Source organism: Exiguobacterium sp. QJM3NY_9 (assembly GCF_056173545.1).
Genome location: NZ_CM149679.1, coordinates 1,231,621 through 1,249,914 on the forward strand (window position 1 = coordinate 1,231,621; position 18,294 = coordinate 1,249,914).

The 18,294-nt window shown below is 47.3% G+C and carries 21 protein-coding genes; 12 read left to right on the top strand and 9 right to left on the bottom strand.

What is annotated here, in order from left to right:
• Window positions 1–5: 5 nt before the first annotated feature.
• Window positions 6–1,760 carry an EAL domain-containing protein gene (locus AC0VYQ_RS06105; protein WP_475404465.1) on the top strand — a complete coding sequence of 585 codons (1,755 nt, stop codon included), beginning with the start codon at window positions 6–8 and terminating at the stop codon, window positions 1,758–1,760.
• Window positions 1,761–1,819: 59 nt separating this feature from the next.
• Window positions 1,820–2,065, top strand: a complete 246-nt coding sequence (locus tag AC0VYQ_RS06110) for a hypothetical protein (protein WP_214845452.1) — start codon at window positions 1,820–1,822, stop codon at window positions 2,063–2,065.
• Window positions 2,066–3,234: 1,169 nt separating this feature from the next.
• On the opposite strand, the gene AC0VYQ_RS06115 is transcribed toward AC0VYQ_RS06110, so the two are convergent.
• Genes AC0VYQ_RS06115 through AC0VYQ_RS06125 form a run of 3 tightly spaced genes read right to left on the bottom strand, consistent with a single transcriptional unit; the run spans window position 3,235 to window position 5,164 of the window.
• Complete coding sequence (locus AC0VYQ_RS06115) at window positions 3,235–3,588, bottom strand: class I SAM-dependent methyltransferase (protein WP_475404466.1); 354 nt, start codon at window positions 3,586–3,588, stop codon at window positions 3,235–3,237.
• A gap of 24 nt (window positions 3,589–3,612) precedes the next feature.
• Complete coding sequence (locus tag AC0VYQ_RS06120) at window positions 3,613–4,587, bottom strand: DUF4003 family protein (RefSeq protein ID WP_475404467.1); 975 nt, start codon at window positions 4,585–4,587, stop codon at window positions 3,613–3,615.
• Between the two features lie 55 nt (window positions 4,588–4,642).
• On the bottom strand, window positions 4,643–5,164 hold the full coding sequence (locus AC0VYQ_RS06125; RefSeq protein ID WP_475404468.1) for a DUF1836 domain-containing protein: 522 nt from the start codon (window positions 5,162–5,164) through the stop codon (window positions 4,643–4,645).
• 115 nt (window positions 5,165–5,279) lie between these two features.
• Between AC0VYQ_RS06125 and trhA the strand changes: the two genes are divergently transcribed.
• The 3 genes from trhA (at window position 5,280) to AC0VYQ_RS06140 (ending at window position 7,061) form a co-directional block, all read left to right on the top strand.
• The gene (gene trhA, locus AC0VYQ_RS06130; RefSeq protein ID WP_088836805.1) at window positions 5,280–5,927 is read left to right on the top strand and encodes a PAQR family membrane homeostasis protein TrhA; all 648 of its coding nucleotides are present in this window, start codon (window positions 5,280–5,282) and stop codon (window positions 5,925–5,927) included.
• 109 nt (window positions 5,928–6,036) lie between these two features.
• Window positions 6,037–6,735 carry a ribose-5-phosphate isomerase RpiA gene (rpiA, locus tag AC0VYQ_RS06135; RefSeq protein ID WP_475404469.1) on the top strand — a complete coding sequence of 233 codons (699 nt, stop codon included), beginning with the start codon at window positions 6,037–6,039 and terminating at the stop codon, window positions 6,733–6,735.
• Window positions 6,736–6,803: 68 nt separating this feature from the next.
• Window positions 6,804–7,061 (top strand): hypothetical protein, encoded by a 258-nt coding sequence (locus AC0VYQ_RS06140; RefSeq protein ID WP_159173701.1) that lies wholly within the window; start codon window positions 6,804–6,806, stop codon window positions 7,059–7,061.
• Window positions 7,062–7,103: 42 nt separating this feature from the next.
• Here the strand turns inward: AC0VYQ_RS06140 and AC0VYQ_RS06145 are convergent, their stop codons facing one another.
• The 3 genes from AC0VYQ_RS06145 to AC0VYQ_RS06155 form a co-directional block, all read right to left on the bottom strand.
• The gene (locus AC0VYQ_RS06145; RefSeq protein WP_029333388.1) at window positions 7,104–7,508 is read right to left on the bottom strand and encodes a DUF350 domain-containing protein; all 405 of its coding nucleotides are present in this window, start codon (window positions 7,506–7,508) and stop codon (window positions 7,104–7,106) included.
• A gap of 12 nt (window positions 7,509–7,520) precedes the next feature.
• Window positions 7,521–7,697 (bottom strand): hypothetical protein, encoded by a 177-nt coding sequence (locus AC0VYQ_RS06150; protein WP_167331096.1) that lies wholly within the window; start codon window positions 7,695–7,697, stop codon window positions 7,521–7,523.
• A 64-nt stretch (window positions 7,698–7,761) separates the two neighbouring features.
• Window positions 7,762–8,874, bottom strand: coding sequence for a GGDEF domain-containing protein (locus AC0VYQ_RS06155; RefSeq protein ID WP_475404470.1), 1,113 nt, complete (start codon window positions 8,872–8,874; stop codon window positions 7,762–7,764).
• 287 nt (window positions 8,875–9,161) lie between these two features.
• On the opposite strand from AC0VYQ_RS06155, the gene AC0VYQ_RS06160 reads away from it, so the two are divergent.
• The 3 genes from AC0VYQ_RS06160 to AC0VYQ_RS06170 are packed head-to-tail and all read left to right on the top strand — an operon-like array spanning window position 9,162 to window position 11,397.
• Complete coding sequence (locus tag AC0VYQ_RS06160) at window positions 9,162–9,908, top strand: methionine ABC transporter ATP-binding protein (protein ID WP_475404471.1); 747 nt, start codon at window positions 9,162–9,164, stop codon at window positions 9,906–9,908.
• A complete protein-coding gene (locus AC0VYQ_RS06165; protein WP_475404472.1) occupies window positions 9,901–10,563 on the top strand; it encodes a methionine ABC transporter permease in 663 nt (220 codons plus the stop codon). The genes AC0VYQ_RS06160 and AC0VYQ_RS06165 overlap by 8 nt, the downstream gene beginning before the upstream one ends.
• Before the next feature lie 18 nt (window positions 10,564–10,581).
• Window positions 10,582–11,397 (top strand): MetQ/NlpA family ABC transporter substrate-binding protein, encoded by an 816-nt coding sequence (locus tag AC0VYQ_RS06170; protein ID WP_214767473.1) that lies wholly within the window; start codon window positions 10,582–10,584, stop codon window positions 11,395–11,397.
• 158 nt (window positions 11,398–11,555) lie between these two features.
• Here AC0VYQ_RS06170 and AC0VYQ_RS06175 read toward each other — a convergent pair whose 3' ends face one another.
• Complete coding sequence (locus AC0VYQ_RS06175) at window positions 11,556–12,500, bottom strand: DUF2268 domain-containing putative Zn-dependent protease (protein WP_475404473.1); 945 nt, start codon at window positions 12,498–12,500, stop codon at window positions 11,556–11,558.
• Window positions 12,501–12,649: 149 nt separating this feature from the next.
• On the opposite strand from AC0VYQ_RS06175, the gene AC0VYQ_RS06180 reads away from it, so the two are divergent.
• The 3 genes from AC0VYQ_RS06180 (at window position 12,650) to AC0VYQ_RS06190 (ending at window position 14,608) form a co-directional block, all read left to right on the top strand.
• A complete protein-coding gene (locus AC0VYQ_RS06180) occupies window positions 12,650–13,390 on the top strand; it encodes a hypothetical protein (RefSeq protein WP_214845460.1) in 741 nt (246 codons plus the stop codon).
• Window positions 13,391–13,407: 17 nt separating this feature from the next.
• Window positions 13,408–14,115 (top strand): AAA family ATPase, encoded by a 708-nt coding sequence (locus AC0VYQ_RS06185; protein ID WP_475404474.1) that lies wholly within the window; start codon window positions 13,408–13,410, stop codon window positions 14,113–14,115.
• 172 nt (window positions 14,116–14,287) lie between these two features.
• Window positions 14,288–14,608 carry an antibiotic biosynthesis monooxygenase gene (locus tag AC0VYQ_RS06190; RefSeq protein ID WP_214845463.1) on the top strand — a complete coding sequence of 107 codons (321 nt, stop codon included), beginning with the start codon at window positions 14,288–14,290 and terminating at the stop codon, window positions 14,606–14,608.
• Between the two features lie 42 nt (window positions 14,609–14,650).
• On the opposite strand, the gene AC0VYQ_RS06195 is transcribed toward AC0VYQ_RS06190, so the two are convergent.
• Together AC0VYQ_RS06195 and AC0VYQ_RS06200 are read right to left on the bottom strand one after the other, a co-directional pair.
• Entirely contained in the window at window positions 14,651–15,649 is a 999-nt protein-coding gene (locus AC0VYQ_RS06195) for a FecCD family ABC transporter permease (protein WP_475404475.1), read from the bottom strand.
• On the bottom strand, window positions 15,649–16,656 hold the full coding sequence (locus AC0VYQ_RS06200) for a FecCD family ABC transporter permease (RefSeq protein ID WP_159173691.1): 1,008 nt from the start codon (window positions 16,654–16,656) through the stop codon (window positions 15,649–15,651). Before AC0VYQ_RS06200 ends, AC0VYQ_RS06195 begins: the two co-directional genes overlap by 1 nt.
• Window positions 16,657–16,760: 104 nt before the next feature.
• On the opposite strand from AC0VYQ_RS06200, the gene AC0VYQ_RS06205 reads away from it, so the two are divergent.
• Complete coding sequence (locus AC0VYQ_RS06205; RefSeq protein WP_475404476.1) at window positions 16,761–18,245, top strand: helix-turn-helix domain-containing protein; 1,485 nt, start codon at window positions 16,761–16,763, stop codon at window positions 18,243–18,245.
• Window positions 18,246–18,294: the final 49 nt, after the last annotated feature.

An 18,294-nucleotide genomic window follows, 5' to 3' on the forward strand; every position in this document is an offset into this window, starting at 1 on the left:
GCAAGATGAAAAATGCTCAAAGCCGCTACGAAGCCTTACATCCGCTCGTCGAAGAGATTTTAGGGAAACTCAGTGAAAAAATTGGCGTCAATTCGTTATTTTTCGCACTGAATGATTCAAGTAGCAACTTCATCGTCAAAGCAATCAATCAAAATCAAGAATTGATTGAAGAAGGATCGACGCATGTGTTCAACCACGTCCTTTGTAAACTGGTCATCGATGAAAATGCAGGGAAACTTCAAATCAATGAGTTGTTGACGAGTCCGTTGACGGTCGACCATCCCGTCACGAAGGCATTAGGAAACGGGAGCTTTCTTGGCGTCGCGATCAAAAACGCCGACAATGAGAAAATCGGGACGCTTTGTGCCTTTGACGATCGACCATATGACTTCTCGGCGAGCGATTTAGCATTGATTGAACATTACGCTGATATCATCAGCAAATCGATCAGTGTCGAAACATACGTCATTAAAGATGCCTTGACGGATGTGTACAATGAACGGTACATGAACCGTTTGATTTCAAGTGTGACGATTCATCCGGCATTTTTAATGGTCTTGAACCTGGATAACTTTCACGCTGTCAATGCCAAATTCGGATACCGTGTCGGCAACCGGGTTTTACAAGTCCTCGCCGACCGGCTGAAATATGTTCCGATTCCGAATCATGTCGTCGGACGGAAGGACGGCAATGAATTCATCATTCTTGCGCCGCTTGATGAACGAGAGTTTGAACAAACGGGTGCGATGTATGCCGATTACATCATGGCAGCAATCGAGGCGCCGATTGCGGACATCGGATTTGAACCGATTCATTTGACGGCGTCGTCCGGTGTCAGTTTGTTGACGGGGGATTATACGAACCGACAGACGCAAGTCTATGCGGCAGAGGCCTTGATGCAACAAGTGAAGCTCGATGGGAAAAATGGGATGCTGTTCGTCAATCAACAGCGGGAGTTCGAACAGCATCCGTTCGCTTCCGTTCTTGAAGAAGAGTTGACGCATGCGTTAGAACGCGGGCAATTCGAACTGTATTACCAGCGGATTCTTGATATGAAGCGAGGGATGACCGTTGCGGTCGAAGCCTTATTACGCTGGAACCATCCGGTGCTCGGATTCGTCAGCCCGACTGACTTCATTCCAATTGCAGAACGTATGGGGGTCTTTGGCGACATCGGTCGATTTACGATTCGCCAAGCGATTGCCGATCGCGAACGGTTCGAAGCAGAATTCGACTTACCCGTTTCGGTTGCGGTCAATCTTTCCGCGAGTCAATTTCAGTCGAATCAACTGTTAGAAGAACTCTTGTCTTTTTCGAAGCAAGCAAACTTTAAACAAGATCGTGTCGTCCTCGAGATTCGGGAAGAAGTATTGCAGACAGGACGGAAAAAAGCAATTGAGCGCCTTGAACTGTTACGAAGCGCGGGATACCGCTTGACGGTCGATCATTTCGGTAGCCATTATGCATCGCTCAATTCATTGCTTCATCTACCGGTCCAGGCGGTCAAACTCGATCCCATCTTCACCCGACGTTTGGCTCAAAATCAGCTCGAACAGTCGATGATCCGGTCGGTCTATGCCTTGACGGAGGCGCTCGGTGTTTCGCTCGTCATTCAAGAGGTCGAGACATTATCGCAATACAAGCAGGTAGAAATGCTAGGCGAACGTTTATATGTCCAGGGGCACTATCTGCATCATCCGCAACCGCTCGATAAGTTGATTACGGACTTTGCGAAGAAAATTCAACCTCTTGATGTTTAACGGAAATCGTTCAGGGAATACTCTTAACTGTAGCTTAATTCAGTTAAGGGGGATTTCTCATGAATGAACAACACGATAAAGAAACAGATCCGATTACATCAGGTAATCAGATGACGAATGATGAAATTGCGGGACGTGATAAAGACGCGGCACCGGATACTCGCGATAAGCACGATCAAGCAAAAAACCAAAAAGCGGATGCTGAGAAATCAGACGATGCGTCCGATGAACAACCGGATCTTTCGCATGAAGCAGACGATGACTCTGACGTCGAAGCGAACGAGGAAACGAATCAAGATAACTAAGTGAGCGAATCGTATTCGTTCCACGCACTTAAAAGGCATCGACTCTTTCAGATGAGTCGATGTCTTAGCGTGTAGACAAACGCTTATAAAGCGTGAACATGTTATAACGAGAGGCCATCTGTTCGCGCTTCCCTATCTTGCCTCGTCTTCAAAGCGGCAATCTTCCGCGCCGCTACAGCAAAGCTGCAGGGTCGCGACCGATTGCTTTTCGCTTTACAAGCGATTCAAGACGGATTGCGCTCTAAACCGTCTGCATGACTGAAATTCTGTCACGGCATTACCTAAAAAGCGTCACGTTTCATTGACTCCTACGGGGGAAAGTGCGTTTTCAATGCACTTTTAGAGGCAGGCAAGACCCTGCTCGTTGTCCGCTAGGATCCAAGGAGCAACGGCTTGCGCCTCGCCCGAGGAATGCAACGAAAAAAGACGCTTGATTTCTCGATAGCACGTTGTCTACAGCCTGAGGCATCGACTCTTTCAGATGAGTCGATGCCTTTTTGAATGCAAATAAAGAGGTTGTCTGGCAAACACTTCTTTTTCGTTCAATCGGGCTGAACGGGACCTCACCTTTTTACGGCGAGCAGATGGAATGTTGCATTTGCTTCTGCATATTCGGTATATGTGTCAGCGAGCGTTTCCCATTCATAAGGGGAATCAGAAAGAATATTTTTTAATGTCTGTTCGCGGTTTGTCCCTTGCAACATACAATTGACGAAGACTGCGCCTTCGCGCAACTGGTTCAAGATGTTGTTTACGAACGTCGTTTCGTTCTTTAAATCAATTTTATCAAAAATCAGGCGAGAATACGCCCACCTCTAAGCGTATTGGGGCGAAGCCCAGCGTAGGTGGGAGATGAATCGCCTTCGGGCAAGACGTGTCTTGAGACACGTCAATTGCACGACATTCTTGGTTTAAAAACACTCAAAATCAGGAATAAAATCAATGTCATGTTCTTTGGAAACTGAAGATATAGGGTTGTGACAGGAAGTTCGTCTGTCACGTAAAATCTTCAACGTTCACCTTGCGGATGACCGAAGTAGCGAAAACCAAGCAGAGTAGGTATCCGCGTAAAAGAAACGGACAAGATTAACGTTCAACCGTCGGGACGACGGGGTTAGCCTGATAAAGTTTCGAGCATTAGATCGAATAACTCAGGAATCCTCCACCTCTTAGCAAAGCGTAGGTGGAGGTAGTTCAATGAAGTGCAGCATCGAGTCTAACAATACGACATCAATCTGTTCGGAAATCGGAAAGGCATAAGCGTTGCCGACAATGCCTTCGACAGCATAGCCCTTTACTGAAGCGTGTTGGTTGAGCTGGGTGATACCGACTACGGAATGATCGACACCCGTCACGGTATAACCTAACTGTCCGAGTAACAAGGCGTCCCGTCCTTGACCACATCCTAAATCGAGCACGTGTCCCTTCGGTTGATATTCACTGAAAAAAGAGACGAGTCCCGGATAAGGCTGCCCAAAATAATTTTCATCTAAATAATACGTATCGTACGCAACTTTTTTCATAGGAAACCTCCTGTAGGATCATCGTCAAGCATCGCTACTGCTACTCCCCGCATCGCCGTCAAATCCGCCGTCGACCATTCCGCCATCTGTCGCATGCGACGTGTCAGTAATATCGATTGGAAACAGTAAAAAGGGGACTGTTTCCGTCGCAATGTCGTCGATCGTCGGAGCGAGTTGAGCAAACAGTTGTTGCAGTGTCGGATGATTCGCGAGATAGAGCCGGACAGCCGTTAAAAAAAGTAAGTCCTTTCGATGCTTGAAGTGGACATCCGAGCGGAGTTGCTCGACGATTTGGTCGAGTTTTGAAGCATGTTCGGCAGGATCACCGAGTAAGGCGAGCAGACCGTGGAATGCAAGTGGGATGTGAGATTTACGATAACGTGCGCGCGACGCCCGTAATTGGTCGACATACGCCTCGAAATCGTCTTCAGGTAAAAGTGAAAATAGAAGAGCGACGATATAGGTCTGTTGGGCGCGACCAAACCGTTTCTTCAACAGATCGTAAGCATCTTCCACTCGTGCAAGAAGATGCTCGACTTCACCGCGCTTGTAACATTGGAAAAAGAAGAGTGAGCCGAGTAAAGGGGAGACGATGAAACGGTGTTGTTTTTTGGCGAGTCGGTAAAGGGATAACGTCCGATGTAAGTGAGCATCTGATGGATTAAGCCGGCTGATCAGCAGAGCGGTCGAGAAGGCATTTGCAGGATGCGTCATGCGATGCGTCGCAAAAAAACTTTGAATCGACATCATTTCCGTGATGCGCTCAAACGGAGACGCATCAAAAGCGTGGATTTTCGATGCGAGGAGCAGTGCCTGGGTCTGGTGCGAATGTAAGTGAAGTTCGATGTAATCAGCAGTCTGTTCGAGCGTCGAAAATTCTGTCGCATAATGGCCAATCGTTTGATCAAAAGCAAGTTCGATCAAGATATTGTCTTGGTAGCTAACAAAATACTGTCCTACGTCTTCGAGCTGATGCAAAAAGCGTGTGCTTTCCTCCATCACAGCCCACCCCCATCTTCATTTTCCCTATTTTACCATGAGCACCCGGTAGAAGTTAACCGTCGAGTTGATCAATCATCCGTTCGGCGGCACGTCGATAGAGATTGCTCATATGTGCAAGTGAAAGGATTTGTTGCAGCTGATCGATTGGTTCGTTTTCATCAGCCGACGCTTGCTCGGCTTCGAATGTCTCGAGATTCCGTACCGTGTTTTCCAGGTAGCTTGCATAGAAGGCTTCCAGATTGAGCGTCTCGTTTGCGACACCTTGATTCAATTCAGTCAATGTTGCTTTGATGTCATTGATTGAGACGGTTCCTTTCAGTTGATAAATCAAGCTGATTAGAATGAGATGATTCTTCGTATACTTTTTATTCGTGACGGGGAAAAAGAGTTTCTTTTTCGCGTAATTGTTAATCATCGTCTTCGTCAAAATCGTTTCGCCTTCTGTCCGCGTCGTTGCTTCAAATGTACGTTCGAACAGTTGAATGACTTGATCCATATATAAGTCGATGTTCGGAATATCGTCTAACTGGAGTTGGCGATCGAGCGGTCGCGATTTGTCGTCATCGTGTGTCATTAAAAAAACCTCCATGAAATTTACAGGTAATGCTTTCTATTTCTCTACTATATGATAAGATATCTATATAACGCCATGTAGTATTGAAAACTACATAACTTTTGGAGGGTAACTTATGAAAACGTATATGCGCGAACCGATTAATGGATTGACTCATCTCGGGGGAGCCGTCTTTGCCTTTGTCGGTCTTCTTGCTCTAGTCATCAAGGCCTCACTTGAACGGGGCGCGGCCATCGCCATTGTCGCGGCCATCATTTTCGGAGTCAGTATGATCGCCCTGTATTCCGTCTCGGCAACTTATCATATGGTACTTGCAAGTGACCGGGCGATCGCGATTTGGCGCCGCCTTGATCACTCGATGATTTATTTATTGATTGCCGGATCCTACGCACCGTTTTGTCTCATCAGTTTGAACGGACCGACCGGTTGGGTATTGTTCTCGATCGTCATGTTGATTGCCGTCTTCGGAATCACATTTAAGTTAGTCTGGTTCAACAGTCCGCGTTGGTTATCGACGACGCTTTATATCGGAATGGGCTGGATCATGGTCTTCGCGATCACGCCGCTTGCCGCAGTTCTGTCGCCAGTCGGAATCGGCTTACTGTTCCTCGGCGGAATCTTTTATACTGTTGGTGGAGTCATTTACGGGTTGAAGCCAAGCGCATTATCGTTCAAGCACCTTGGTTTCCACGAAATTTTCCACGTCTTTGTCTTACTTGGAAGTCTCGCGCACTTCTGTTGCGTCTATTTCTTCGTCATTTAACGTTCATGAACCGGGTACGACGGAGACGTCGCACCCGGTTTTTTGATTAAAAGGCGCAGGATTCGGGAAAACTATCAGTGAACTGGAATTAGAGAATGGAGGGTGAACGATGCAAGAACAGGATAAAGCATTGATTGCGCAAGCTGCACTCGCATATGTAAAACCCGGCATGACACTAGGTCTCGGTACGGGTTCGACGACACGCTATTTTATTGATGCTGTAGGAAAAGCAGTGGACGAAGGATTAAAAATCGAAGCGATCGCGACGTCGATTGAGACGGAAGAACAGGGCAAGCGGCTCGGAATACCGATGCGTCAGTTACGTGATGTCGAACAGCTTGATCTCGTCATCGACGGGATTGACCAGATTGATGAACAGTTCCAAGTCATCAAAGGTGGCGGCGGCGCATTGTTCCGGGAAAAGCTCGTCGCGCTGCAAGCACGCGAAGTGTTGTATCTCGCAGACAGCTCGAAGTTCGTCCGCCAGTTGACGGGACCTTTACCGGTCGAAGTCGAACCGTTCGGACAGACACACGTCGAACGACTTCTTGCGGACAAAGGAATTTCCTATACACACCGCCAAACGGCGGGACAAGCATTCGTGACGGATGGAGGCCATTTGATTTTGGATGTCGCCCTAAATCGTGTCCCGGACGTCGCCCATTTCGTAAGGGAATTGAAGTCATGGAGTGGTGTCATCGAAACCGGTTATTTTGAGCGGCAACCGGATCATGTGTTGACTCTAGAACACGGAAATATCAAACTGCTTGCCCACCCGACGCTGCGCAGCGGTGGCGGAATCGTTTGAACTTGACTCAACGTAGTCGGGATAGATAAGTAGTGCATCATTACTCGTTTTTTTAAGGAGGAACAGTCATGAAGCTACGGAAGCGATTTTTATTTGGAGCCGGTGTATTGGCAGGTACAGGACTTGTCATGAAAAAAATGAAATCACGTCGCCCCCCGAGTCATTTGAAGGAGTATTTGGACCACCTCGATCAAGATGAGAGTCAAGATGCGGATAAAGACGAGGATGAAGTAGGATTGACGAAGCTTGATTCGATGTACCGGTCAGAGTGGCAAGCGAACGGATTCCCGCGTTCGCAACAAGAACTCGATGAATTAGATAAATAAAAAGATGACAGAAGTCCGCTTCCCGGATTTCTGTCATTTTTTTTAGTATGTAAGAGACCCGGCGATGATTAAGCCGATTGATAACGAGAGGAACAATAACAATAAACCAACGGCTTCGTTGTTGGCATCGATTTCCTTCGTCATGCTGAGACGCGGAATGAGCAGATCGGCAAGATAAAACAGGACGATTTGGAAAACGATTGCGAGAGCCCCCCACAAAACCATGTCGAGGATACTGACAGAGTTTGCGATACTTGAATAGAGCACGATCGCAAGTCCGAGAATCCGTCCGCCGAATGCATAAACGGCTGCTTTTTTACCTTGACGAATCAATTCCATTTCCTTTGATTTTGTCGTCACTTCAAACAGGACAACACCGATTGCGAGCAAGAGCGTCGCTACACCGATATAGGCGAGTGTTGATAAAAACAAGTCACTGAATGCCATACCATTTCCCCCTTAAGAACGTTTCTTGTTGTTGCGGTCTTTTTTTTGCTGAATCGCGACATAGAGCTCAAGTAAGGCACCTACTAAAATCCCGGCGGATACATACAGATAAAAATTATCTCCGATAAATCCAAACAATAAACCGAGGAGAAGACCAATGAAAATGTACGGTCCTTTTGTTAACTTCATATTCTTCACCTGCCTTACTATCAAACGTAGCTGATTTTTTTGATTACGTCCATCCTTAATTGAATCACGTCGTCGTCGCGATCTCTTCTTGTACGGAATGGAGCGTGACTTGGTTTCGACCGGATTGTTTAGAAGCATACAGTGCTTGATCGGCATGGCGGACTAAATGATCAATATTTGCAGTCGTCTCTTCAAAGCTTGCGACACCAAAGGATGCCGTCACGCGGAGTGTTTGCCCGGTCTGCGTCGTGAAAGGGGCAGTTTCAATGCGCTCACGCAATTCTTCAGCGAGGGCCAAGACGCGCGTTAACGCAAGATTTGTGATGATGAGTGAAAATTCTTCACCGCCATTTCGTGACAGGTAGCCAGTATCTCCGACTCCATCACGTAACCGTTTTGAGAATTGACGTAACACGTCGTCACCAGCCTCATGCCCGTACGTATCATTGACCGACTTAAAGTGATCGATGTCAATCATGACGAGGGCGACCTGCTGCTCATTGAAGATACTTTGCCGTTTAATGTCCGTTAAGTAATCTGAAAAAGCACGCGAGTTGTGAAGACCCGTCAAAAAGTCGATTTGCGCTTTATGTTGAAACGTCCGTAACGCAAGCTTCGTCATCCGGATGTCTTGGATGATGAGCAAAGTCAACCAGCTACTGACGAAAGACGCAGGGGTGATGACTGACAGGATTTCGACGATTTGACCGGTATCGCGTAAGACGATGCCTAAAATGACAGCGTGCAGAAGCGTCGCATAAAGCGTCACCGTCATGAAGGTCTTTTTTGAATACAAAGGCATCAGTTTGACAATCAGGGAGATGCCGACAGCGAGACTGATGATGAAAAAACATGCCGCATAAGCTGCAAAATTCGTACTGATGGTAAAGCGGTAAACGATGATGGCGACAGTCACGATGAACGTCGGCAATGGGCCAGCGAAATAGGCGGCGACAATGACCGGGATATGCCGTAAGTCGACTAAAATTCCAGGGGCCGGTTCAATCGTCATCTGCATCAACACAATCGCGAGGACACTCAAACATAGACCATACAAAATACGCAGTGACTGTTTAGAATCCTGTGTAATCGGTTGAGAAGATAATTTTCCGAGTAAGTAAAATCCACTCATCAAAAAAGTGATATTGTGAAGAACATCATAGATGATTGCTTTCATATGTCGCGGACTCCTTTTAAACCGATTATGTCTATTGTACTATAATGCCGACATCGATTTTCAAAAAAATATCATTAGTGCTTCGTCTGATCGTTGAGAAGTGGGCATATTCTCTCATGACTTCAAAAAAATACAGGTGACCTCAACGATAAACATGAGATGTGTGTGTTTATTAGATTGGACGGTTTATTTAATTAGCGAGATAACGCGGGAAAGAAAAAAAGCATTCAGCATGACAAGGAATGGGAGCTTACGATAGAATGGAAAATGGTAAAGGGGGAGGGCACATGATTACATTACATACGGTCAGTAAAGCATTTTCCAAACAACCCGTTATTCAATCAGTATCCTTAATGATTGAACAGGGTGAGATACATGGCATCATCGGTGCGAGCGGAGCAGGTAAATCGACACTGCTTCGGCTGATGAACCTGCTCGAACGACCGGATGAAGGCGACATTGAGTTTGATGGCATCGATTTGCTTGCTTTACCGCACCATAAATTGCGGGGTGTTCGCCAAGACATCGGGATGATTTTTCAAAACTTTAATCTGGTCGCGAATAAGACGGTCGAACAGAATATTTTGGTATCCCTCGAACTCGCGCGCGTGCAGAAGCAGGAGCGTTCCGCGCGGGTTCAGGACTGCCTCCGGTTCGTCGGATTGGAATCCTTTTCTGACAAGTACCCAGCCGAACTGAGTGGCGGTCAGATGCAACGTGTTGCAATTGCCCGTGCGCTTGCCAATCGGCCACGTGTACTCTTATGTGACGAACCAACGTCTTCCCTCGACCCAAGCACGACGTCGGAGATCTTACGGGTTCTTCAAAACATTAATCGGACGCTTGGTGTCACCATCGTGCTCGTCAGCCACGAAATGAACGTGATTCAGAGTATTTGCAATCGCGTCACGATTATGGAGAACGGTCAGATTCGTGATACGGTCGCGACTGAACCTACAGGTGTTGCCGAAATCACGAGTGATGCGGGTTGGTTCTTAACGCAGCTGACCGAACGGGGGAACGCGGATGCCTGACATATTAATCGAGTACGCAGGGGAAGTCAGACTTGCCATCGGACAAACGTTCGTGATGGTAGGGGTCTCGATTCTTGCTGCAGTGCTGATCGGACTGCCGGTCGGAACGTTGCTGTTTTTATCGCGGAAAAATCAGTTACTCGAAAATCGCTTCCTGTTCTCCGGTTTGAATCTGCTAGTCAACACGGTCCGCTCCTTTCCGTTTTTGTTACTTGTCGTCTTTTTGATTCCGTTTACACGGTTGATTATCGGTACAGCCATCGGGACGGCAGCAGCGACCGTTCCACTTGCGATTATCGCGATCGCCCATTATTCCCGGCTCGTCGAACAATCGTTACTTGATGTACCAAAAGGCGTCATCGAAGCAGCGATCTCAATGGGCGCGTCGACACGAGAAGTTGTCGTGAAATTTTTATTCGTTGAGGCCCGGTCCGGACTCGTTCTCGGTCTGACGACATCGATCGTCAGTTTTATCTCCTACTCGACGATCATGGGAGTGGTCGGTGGAGGGGGCATCGGAGATTTTGCCGTACGGTACGGGTATCAGCAATTCCAGACTGAGTTGATGATGTACATGATCCTGATTATGGTCATCCTCGTTCAATTGATTCAATTCATAGGTACGACAGTAGCACGATTGATTGACAAACGTTAAAAGAAAGTAGGAAATGAAATGAAAAAACTGATGATGATGTTGACAATAGTTGTCCTGGCCTTAGCAGGTTGCGGAAATAGTGATGACAGCGATACCGGTTCTACGGAAGAGACAAAAACTTTGAAGGTCGCGTCACTGATTAAACCGATGACGGAAATTCTTGATCTCGTGAAACCACAGTTAAAGGAAGACGGGATCAACCTGGAAGTCGTCGTTCTGAGCGATAACGTTCAGCCAAACAGTGCGCTGGCAGCGAAAGAGGTCGATGCAAACTTCTTCCAACACGTTCCGTATATGGAGGAATTCAATCGGAATAACGATGCGAACCTCGTTCCGATCGAACCAATCTATTTTGCCAATTACGGTGTCTACTCGAAAGAATATAAATCAATCGATCAACTACCGAAGGGGGCCGTCATCGCGATGGCGAACGACGTCTCGAACATCGACCGTTCGCTGTCGTTACTCGCCCAGCATGACGCGATTAAATTGAAAAAGAAGACAGGATCTTACTATACGATGAAGGACATCGTTGAGAATAAACAAGATTACAAATTCAAGGAAGTGGACTTATTGATGCTCGCGCGTCTTTATGATGATGCTGACGCGGTCGTCATGACACCGGCTTATGCAGCACCGCTCGGTCTGACGCCGAAACAGGATGCACTCGTCACGGAAGGCATCGAGAATGACTTTGCGATTACCCTCGTTGCCCGGAAGGACAATCAGGATGCGGAAGCGATTCAGAAGCTTGCGAAAGCGATGACGAGTCCGGAAGTCAAAAAGTTCTTAGAAGAAAATTATGATGAAACGGCGATACCGGCTTTCAACTGATACTCAAACAAAAGTGACTTGTCGACAATCGCTAGAACTCAGTTTAAAAAATCACCCGCTTCACACGTCCGCTTGGCGTCGTGTAAAGCGGGTGATTTTTTTAAACGATTGTTGATTAAAGCAAAGTGGACGGTCTGCCTGATCAACTCAAAACCGCTTTATTGTGCCGTCAATTGTTTTGCATAACCGCTTTGCTCTAAAATATCGCCTGTCGGTAGATGCGTCCATTTTTCAACGGAAGTGTCGGGATTTTTCTGAATGAAGTCGGTCATAATCGTATTTCCGATTGCATAATTCGACCAACCGGGGATCTGCAAATCAGAATTGCCGTTCTGTAAGTCTGAGAATTTGGCGTGATACGAATTTATTTCATGCAGAACATGCTTAAAGGAATGGTCGAGCAGCGGTTCTGTCCAAGGTGGATTGACATCTGGATAAAGACCTTTCGCAAATAAGTCCGCTTTTCCTTCCGAAATGATATTATCGGCAATCGATGAAATTCCAAGCTTTTCGAGTAAAACGGTGTGATGGTATTCATGGGCAACTGTATAGGCAAGCATCGATTGATCGACATCACGATCGATATAAAGCACTAACAGATTTTTAGCGAGTGCAATTCCTGTCACACCACCCATTCGTTTATTATTCACGGGATTATCCGCGTTGATCGGAGCGACTAGTACGACTAAATCGTTTTGGCGGGGTAACTGTTTCAATGCTTTTTGTAACGATTGTTTGATTTGTTGCTGTATCTCGGTTTGATGTTGCTGTAAGTAGGTGACGTTTTCTTTTAAGTGTTTGAGGTCGTTCATCGGTCGGTCGAGCGGATTATAGACGCCAAGCTGTTCCGAAACCTGCTCCTGCTCACGTATCCGGTGATTTTCTTTTAATACATAGCTTTCGAACAGCGCTCCATTTTCCGTCGGAGCTTTCAGTGCTGCGTCGACATATGACTGATAGGCATCATACAGTGGGATGATCTTAATTGTTTTATCATCTTGCGTGAAGGTAATACCCGTCGGCTTGGTTTTTTGTGCTTCCGGTTCCTCGGAGCACCCGGCGAGTAAGCTGGCCAAGACGGCACTCACGATCAATCGTTTCATTCCGATCACATCCTTTCTTTTGGTCTGTGGGAGAACGTTCGAATAAACCATTTTTTGAAACATTTCTTCTTTTGTTAGCGTATAGTAAGATAATGTAAGAATCAATTTGATTATGGATTTTATTGGATTACACACTAGGAGGGAACCGCGTGCGGAAAAGTTATGAATTCTTTTTGCTTTACAACAAAGAAATGTTCTTCAATAAGTTTGCTTACCTCTATACGCTCGCCGTACCCCTCGTCATCATTCTCCTCAATCACTTCGACTGGTTCAAGGATTCCCCGACGTGGACGGTCTTTCAGTCGGCGATGATTCAATTCTTTGCAATCATGATTGTGTTGACTGCAATCAATGGAATTGGCATATCATTACTCAACCAACGGGAGAGCGGCTTTTTGAAGATGTATACGTTTTTGTCCGGGCAAAAATTCCCGGTCATCTTCGGACGTCTCATATCGCAATGGTTTTTCCTCACGTTGAACATGTTCGCTGCCAGCCTGATGATGGCGGTTTTGTTTCATCAACCGTTGCTGAAGACCGTGCTGATGACCGGATTGCTTGCGCTGATTGTCCCACTGCCGGTCTTTGCCTGTAGCCTGCTGATTGCAGCGCTCCCATTGAAGCCGGAGACGATGACACCGCTCGGGACGATTTTAATTTTTGCCGTCTTCATTTTCATCGATGTATTTGAACTGACGGATAATCGATTGCTTGCGTATTTTTCATTCCTGAATCCGGCGAATTTAATCTTGAATGAAGCCCGCTTCCTGACAGGCAGTGTCAGTGACGGGATGATGGGCTTGTCGATTCTGACAGGTATCATGGTTTATTTAGTAGTCGGCTACGTTGCCTATCAGCGGTTGTCGATTACGTCAAAAACAAATCGTTAACGGAAGGGGACGGACAAATGCAACTCGGGACAATCGAGTACAGCTATGATGAAAAACGGATGATTTTAGATAAAGCGGATCTTGAGCTCGATCCGGAACGGTTGAACGTCGTGATTGGTTTAAACGGTTCAGGTAAATCGACGTTGTTTGACGTCGTCGCCGGGGCGCTCCCGGCTGACGGATTTCAACCACCGTTTGAACGGGCGGAGATTCTTTATCAATTGCAGCAGGCACCGCTTCCGCCGATGCTGAAAGGAAAAGATTTGGTCCGGTTGATTTTGAAAAGTGACCGGACGGAGCCGTTCCGTACGTTATGGGATACATATGTCGCCTCGTTACGCGAACAGGAGCGAAGCCGGTTAGAGCGTCTGCAAGACTTACGGCTCGGTCAGATGTCAGCCGGTGAAAAACGGTGGCTGGTCATCCGGACGGTCTGTCATCTCGATCGTACACTCTACATCTTTGACGAGCCGACGGTCGGGCTTGACCCGGAGTCACGGCGTTTCGTCGTCGAGGCGATCGGTGCGTTACTCGACCGTCAAAAAATCGTATTATTGTCGACGCACATATTGCATGAAGTCGCCCACCTGCCGTGCAAGATGCATTTTCTCCATCACGGAAAAATCGTCTATAGCGGCTCCTATCATGCCTTCGTCGCGCGTTATGAAACCGATAATCCGGACATCGCGTTTGAGCGTTTCTTGTCGGAGCAACCAACCGCCTAAACTAACCTGTTCAAGATGCATTCGAACGCGAGTGTATCTTTTTTTTGCGTTGAATTACTCGAATTTCAAAAAAATGAAATAAATTTTAGTACGGGATTGACAATTTTAAGGAGTATAATGCTATATTGATAATGAAAATGAGATTCATTATCAATTGAGGAGAGTGAGCCATATGTTTATCCAACTGAAAACCATTCGTGTTGAGCACGGCTACGCGGAGACAATGATTGAACGATTTGCAGGAGAAGGCATCATCGAACAGCAACCAGGATTCGTTGATCTGAGCGTTTTGAAAAAAAAGCGGACACGCGGCGATGAGGAAGTCGTGATTTTAATCCGCTGGGAATCCGAAAGGGACTGGAAAGCCTGGGAAACAAGCGATGTCCATCTCGCAGGTCATCGGGAGCGCCGTGGTCAGCCGGCACCGTCCTATATACTCGACAGCAGTCAAGTATATTATGAGATGCTCGGTCAAAAAACGAAAAGTGTGTAACATGTGACCGATTCGTTAAAATCTTGACGAATCGGTCACACTTCATTTACGAAAAAGTAATACGATAAAGTACGGTGCACCGAGAACGGCGATGACAATCCCGACCGGAATATCGGCCGGGGCCAACAGATTTTTTCCGATTAAATCAGCTAACAATACGAGCAGACTACCGACAAGCGCGGCAACCGGAATCAGACTGTAATGGTTCGGACCGACGAGTCGTCTCGCGATATGAGGGGCGAGCAGACCGATAAATGAAATCCCTCCGCCAGCCGCCACGCAAGCTCCAGCAAGAGCCGCAGCAACGAATAGAATACGTTTACGGGTACGTTCAACCTGAAGTCCTAAGGTTTGTGGCAGTGAACCGCTCAATTGCAATAAGTTCAACGAACGGCTTTGCATAAACGCGAGTGGGATGAAAAGGACGATCCAGGGCGTAAGCATGAAGACGGACGACCAATCTGCCTGCCAAATGCTTCCGGTCAGCCAGACGGTTGCTTGCTGGAAATCTCTTGGATCCATCTTCAACTGAAAAATGATTAAAAGGGCACCGCATAAAGCATTGATTCCGACGCCGACCAACAACAGGCGGGCAGGTTGTAGTGAAGTCGCTCCTGCCAGCCGATAAATCGTCCAGGCGACGAGCATTGCACCGAAAAAAGCGACGAATGGCAAAAGCGGGAGCTGATGTAAAGCGGAGCGAAAATAAAACAGGGTCATGACGACAAACAGCCCGGCCCCTGCATTAATCCCGAGAATACCCGGGTCGGCCAAAGCATTGCGTGACATGCCCTGAAGCAGTGTCCCGGAAACAGCAAGACCTGATCCGATCAAGAGAGCCAGCAGCATCCGGGGCAGTCGCAGGTCAATCAGGACTAACCGTTCTGCATCCGTTCCTTGCCCGATTATGGTCCGGCTGATTGAACTGAACGAAACGGGAAGAATGCCGGTTGAGAGGCTGTATAAAAATGTAACGATAAGAAGAACACATAAGCTAAGAAACGTAAAACGTGATTTTTGAAGAGCGCTCCACATATCCATCAGATCGCCAACTCCTTCCGTCGTGCAAGGTAAAGAAAATAAGGAACCCCGATTACGGCCGTAATGGCTCCAAGTGGTGTTTCAAACGGGGGATTGACCAGTCGTGCGAGTAAATCGGAGACAATGAGAAGTGTCATCCCGAATAATGCACTGACCGGCAGGAGAAGATAATAATTCGTTCCGACAAGAAAACGACTGATATGTGGAATGACAAGACCGACGAAACCTATGACACCAGCGATGGATACGGCACTCCCGGCAAGCAGGACGATACTGCAAAATCCGAGAACCCGGACTTTCGTTAACGACGATCCAAGACCTGCCGCGACCTCTTCTCCAAGCGAGAGAACGGTCATGCTTCTCGCGATATGTAAGGAAATCGCCATACCGATTAAGACGATGGGAAGAAGAACATGGACATGTTCCCACTTAGAGCCGGATAACCCGCCGGCATACCAGAAACTTAAATCTTGGGCAACTTGATGGAACAAAGTGATGCCTGTTGAGAGCGCACCGAACAATGCACTGAGTGCGGCTCCGGCGACGGTCAACGTGACAGGTGAAAAACGGCCACGTGCAAAAACCGTAATTAGAACGATGAGCCCTGTACCAAGGGCTGCACCGCCAAAAGAGAACATCAGCGAACTGAAGAAGGAATGGGCAGAAACAAAAGCGAGGGAAATCGCGACCCCAAGACCAGCCCCGTGGGTAATGCCGAGCAGGGACGGGTCGGCCAATGCGTTACGGGTCAATCCCTGCATCATCGTTCCTGACAAAGCCAGGGCAATTCCGACAAGTCCTGCGCAGATTAAACGCGGCAGGCGGACTTCTTGAATCAATTGGTGCTGCAGGTTATTGGCATCAAACGAATGGAACGATGCGAGGACTGTATCCGAAGAAACCGGAAAAGCTCCGTAAAAGAGTGATAATCCGCTACATAAGAAAAACAGAAAAAGCGTAATCAAAAGAACGATAGCTGTAGGGTGAGGGCGTGCAGATGCATCCATAATCGTCTCTCCTTTTTAAATGAGAATTATATTCATTATCAACGCGATTAAACTTACATCGAATAGCAAATTTTTGTCAAATGTTTTTTTAGGGAGCAAATACTATGGAAGTGAATTTAAAACCATTAATCATCCAAAAATACTGGTTGCTGGAAGGGGACCGGCAACCGGTCAGTTCGGGCATCATCATTGTTGTTGTCGGCAAGGTGTTTTTATATGACGGCCGCCAACGGCTACAACCGGGTGAAAGCGCCTGGGTCGATCAAACGCAGGAGGTACTGGCAGCTACGAAAGAGAGCAGTCTTGTTTATCATCTTGCCGTAACCGGAGACCGTTGCCCACTTTACCGGCAAAATCCGGAACAACTTCACGCACAGTTGCGAAGAATGAGTACGAGTCCGACGACCGTCAAGGGGATGCTACGCCAACAGCGTCTCGTTTATGAGTTGCTTGAGACATTAAGCCACGAACAGGAAAAACATGTATTCGAACAAGTGACGAAAGAATGGCTAGAACAACTAGGCGATAACCGCCCCGTCAACGAACTGGCAGTGGAGCTCGGGATGTCTGTGCCGACATTTAATCGGCTGTTTAAGGAGCGATATGCCGAAACACCTAAAGCGTACTTAAATCAACTCCGCATTCGAACAGCAAAAGAGTGGATGCTGACGTCGCCGGACATGACGTTGGCACAAATCGCTCAAAAGGTTGGTTTGCAAGATGAATTTTATTTTAGCCGTTTATTCAAAAAGCGGACAGGTTCGTCTCCCACCCATTTTTTGAAGCGTGTTTCACCCCGCATCGGTATCGCCAGCCGTCTTTTATTGCAGGACCACTTGCTGGCGCTTGGTCTGCAACCGATTCTTGCACCAAGTTATCCGACGGAATACGGTGCGAGTGGCCTACCTGTATTTTTAACCGATTTGGAAGGTACCCAGTTTTATGACGCCAATCGCCCCGCACCGCGGGAAGTGTTTGAATCGATGCAACTGGATTTGATCATCAAGACACCAGATCTCGATAAACAGCATGATGTCAGCTGGTCGCCGCCAGAACACGTCCTTGAATTGCCCCGCCAAACGTGTTGGAGCGAGTATCTGCGTCTGCTGGCAATCGCAACAGATCGGGAAGAGCGCCTCGAACCGATTATGAAAGAGGTCGACCGGTTGGAACAAACCGTTCGGAAACGGATAGCGTGGCACCGGACGGGGACGTGGGCGGTAGTTTGGATTCGCCCGGACGAGGTGCGGCTTTATGGAACGGGTCAGCATACGATGCTTGATTTTTTGTTTCACGATGTAGGGATGACAAGTGCGACCGGTTTACCGGAGACGGTTTACCAATCTGTCACATTATCAGAACTGAAAATGATTGAACCGGACAATCTATTGATTTTATGGAGCCAACAGACGGATATCGAACGGATTCAACATGATGCCGCCTGGAAAACGCTCAAAGCAGTCAGCACGCATCGCGTCTTTTGTCCGGACAGTGTTGACTGGGATCCATGGGGACCGCTCGGACGGATTCATATGTTACGCCAATTCCTGATTTACATCGAACAGGACAAACGATTGATTTGTCCATGAAAGTTGACGGGTTCGTCCATGTCGTTTTTAAGTGATAATGATTATCATT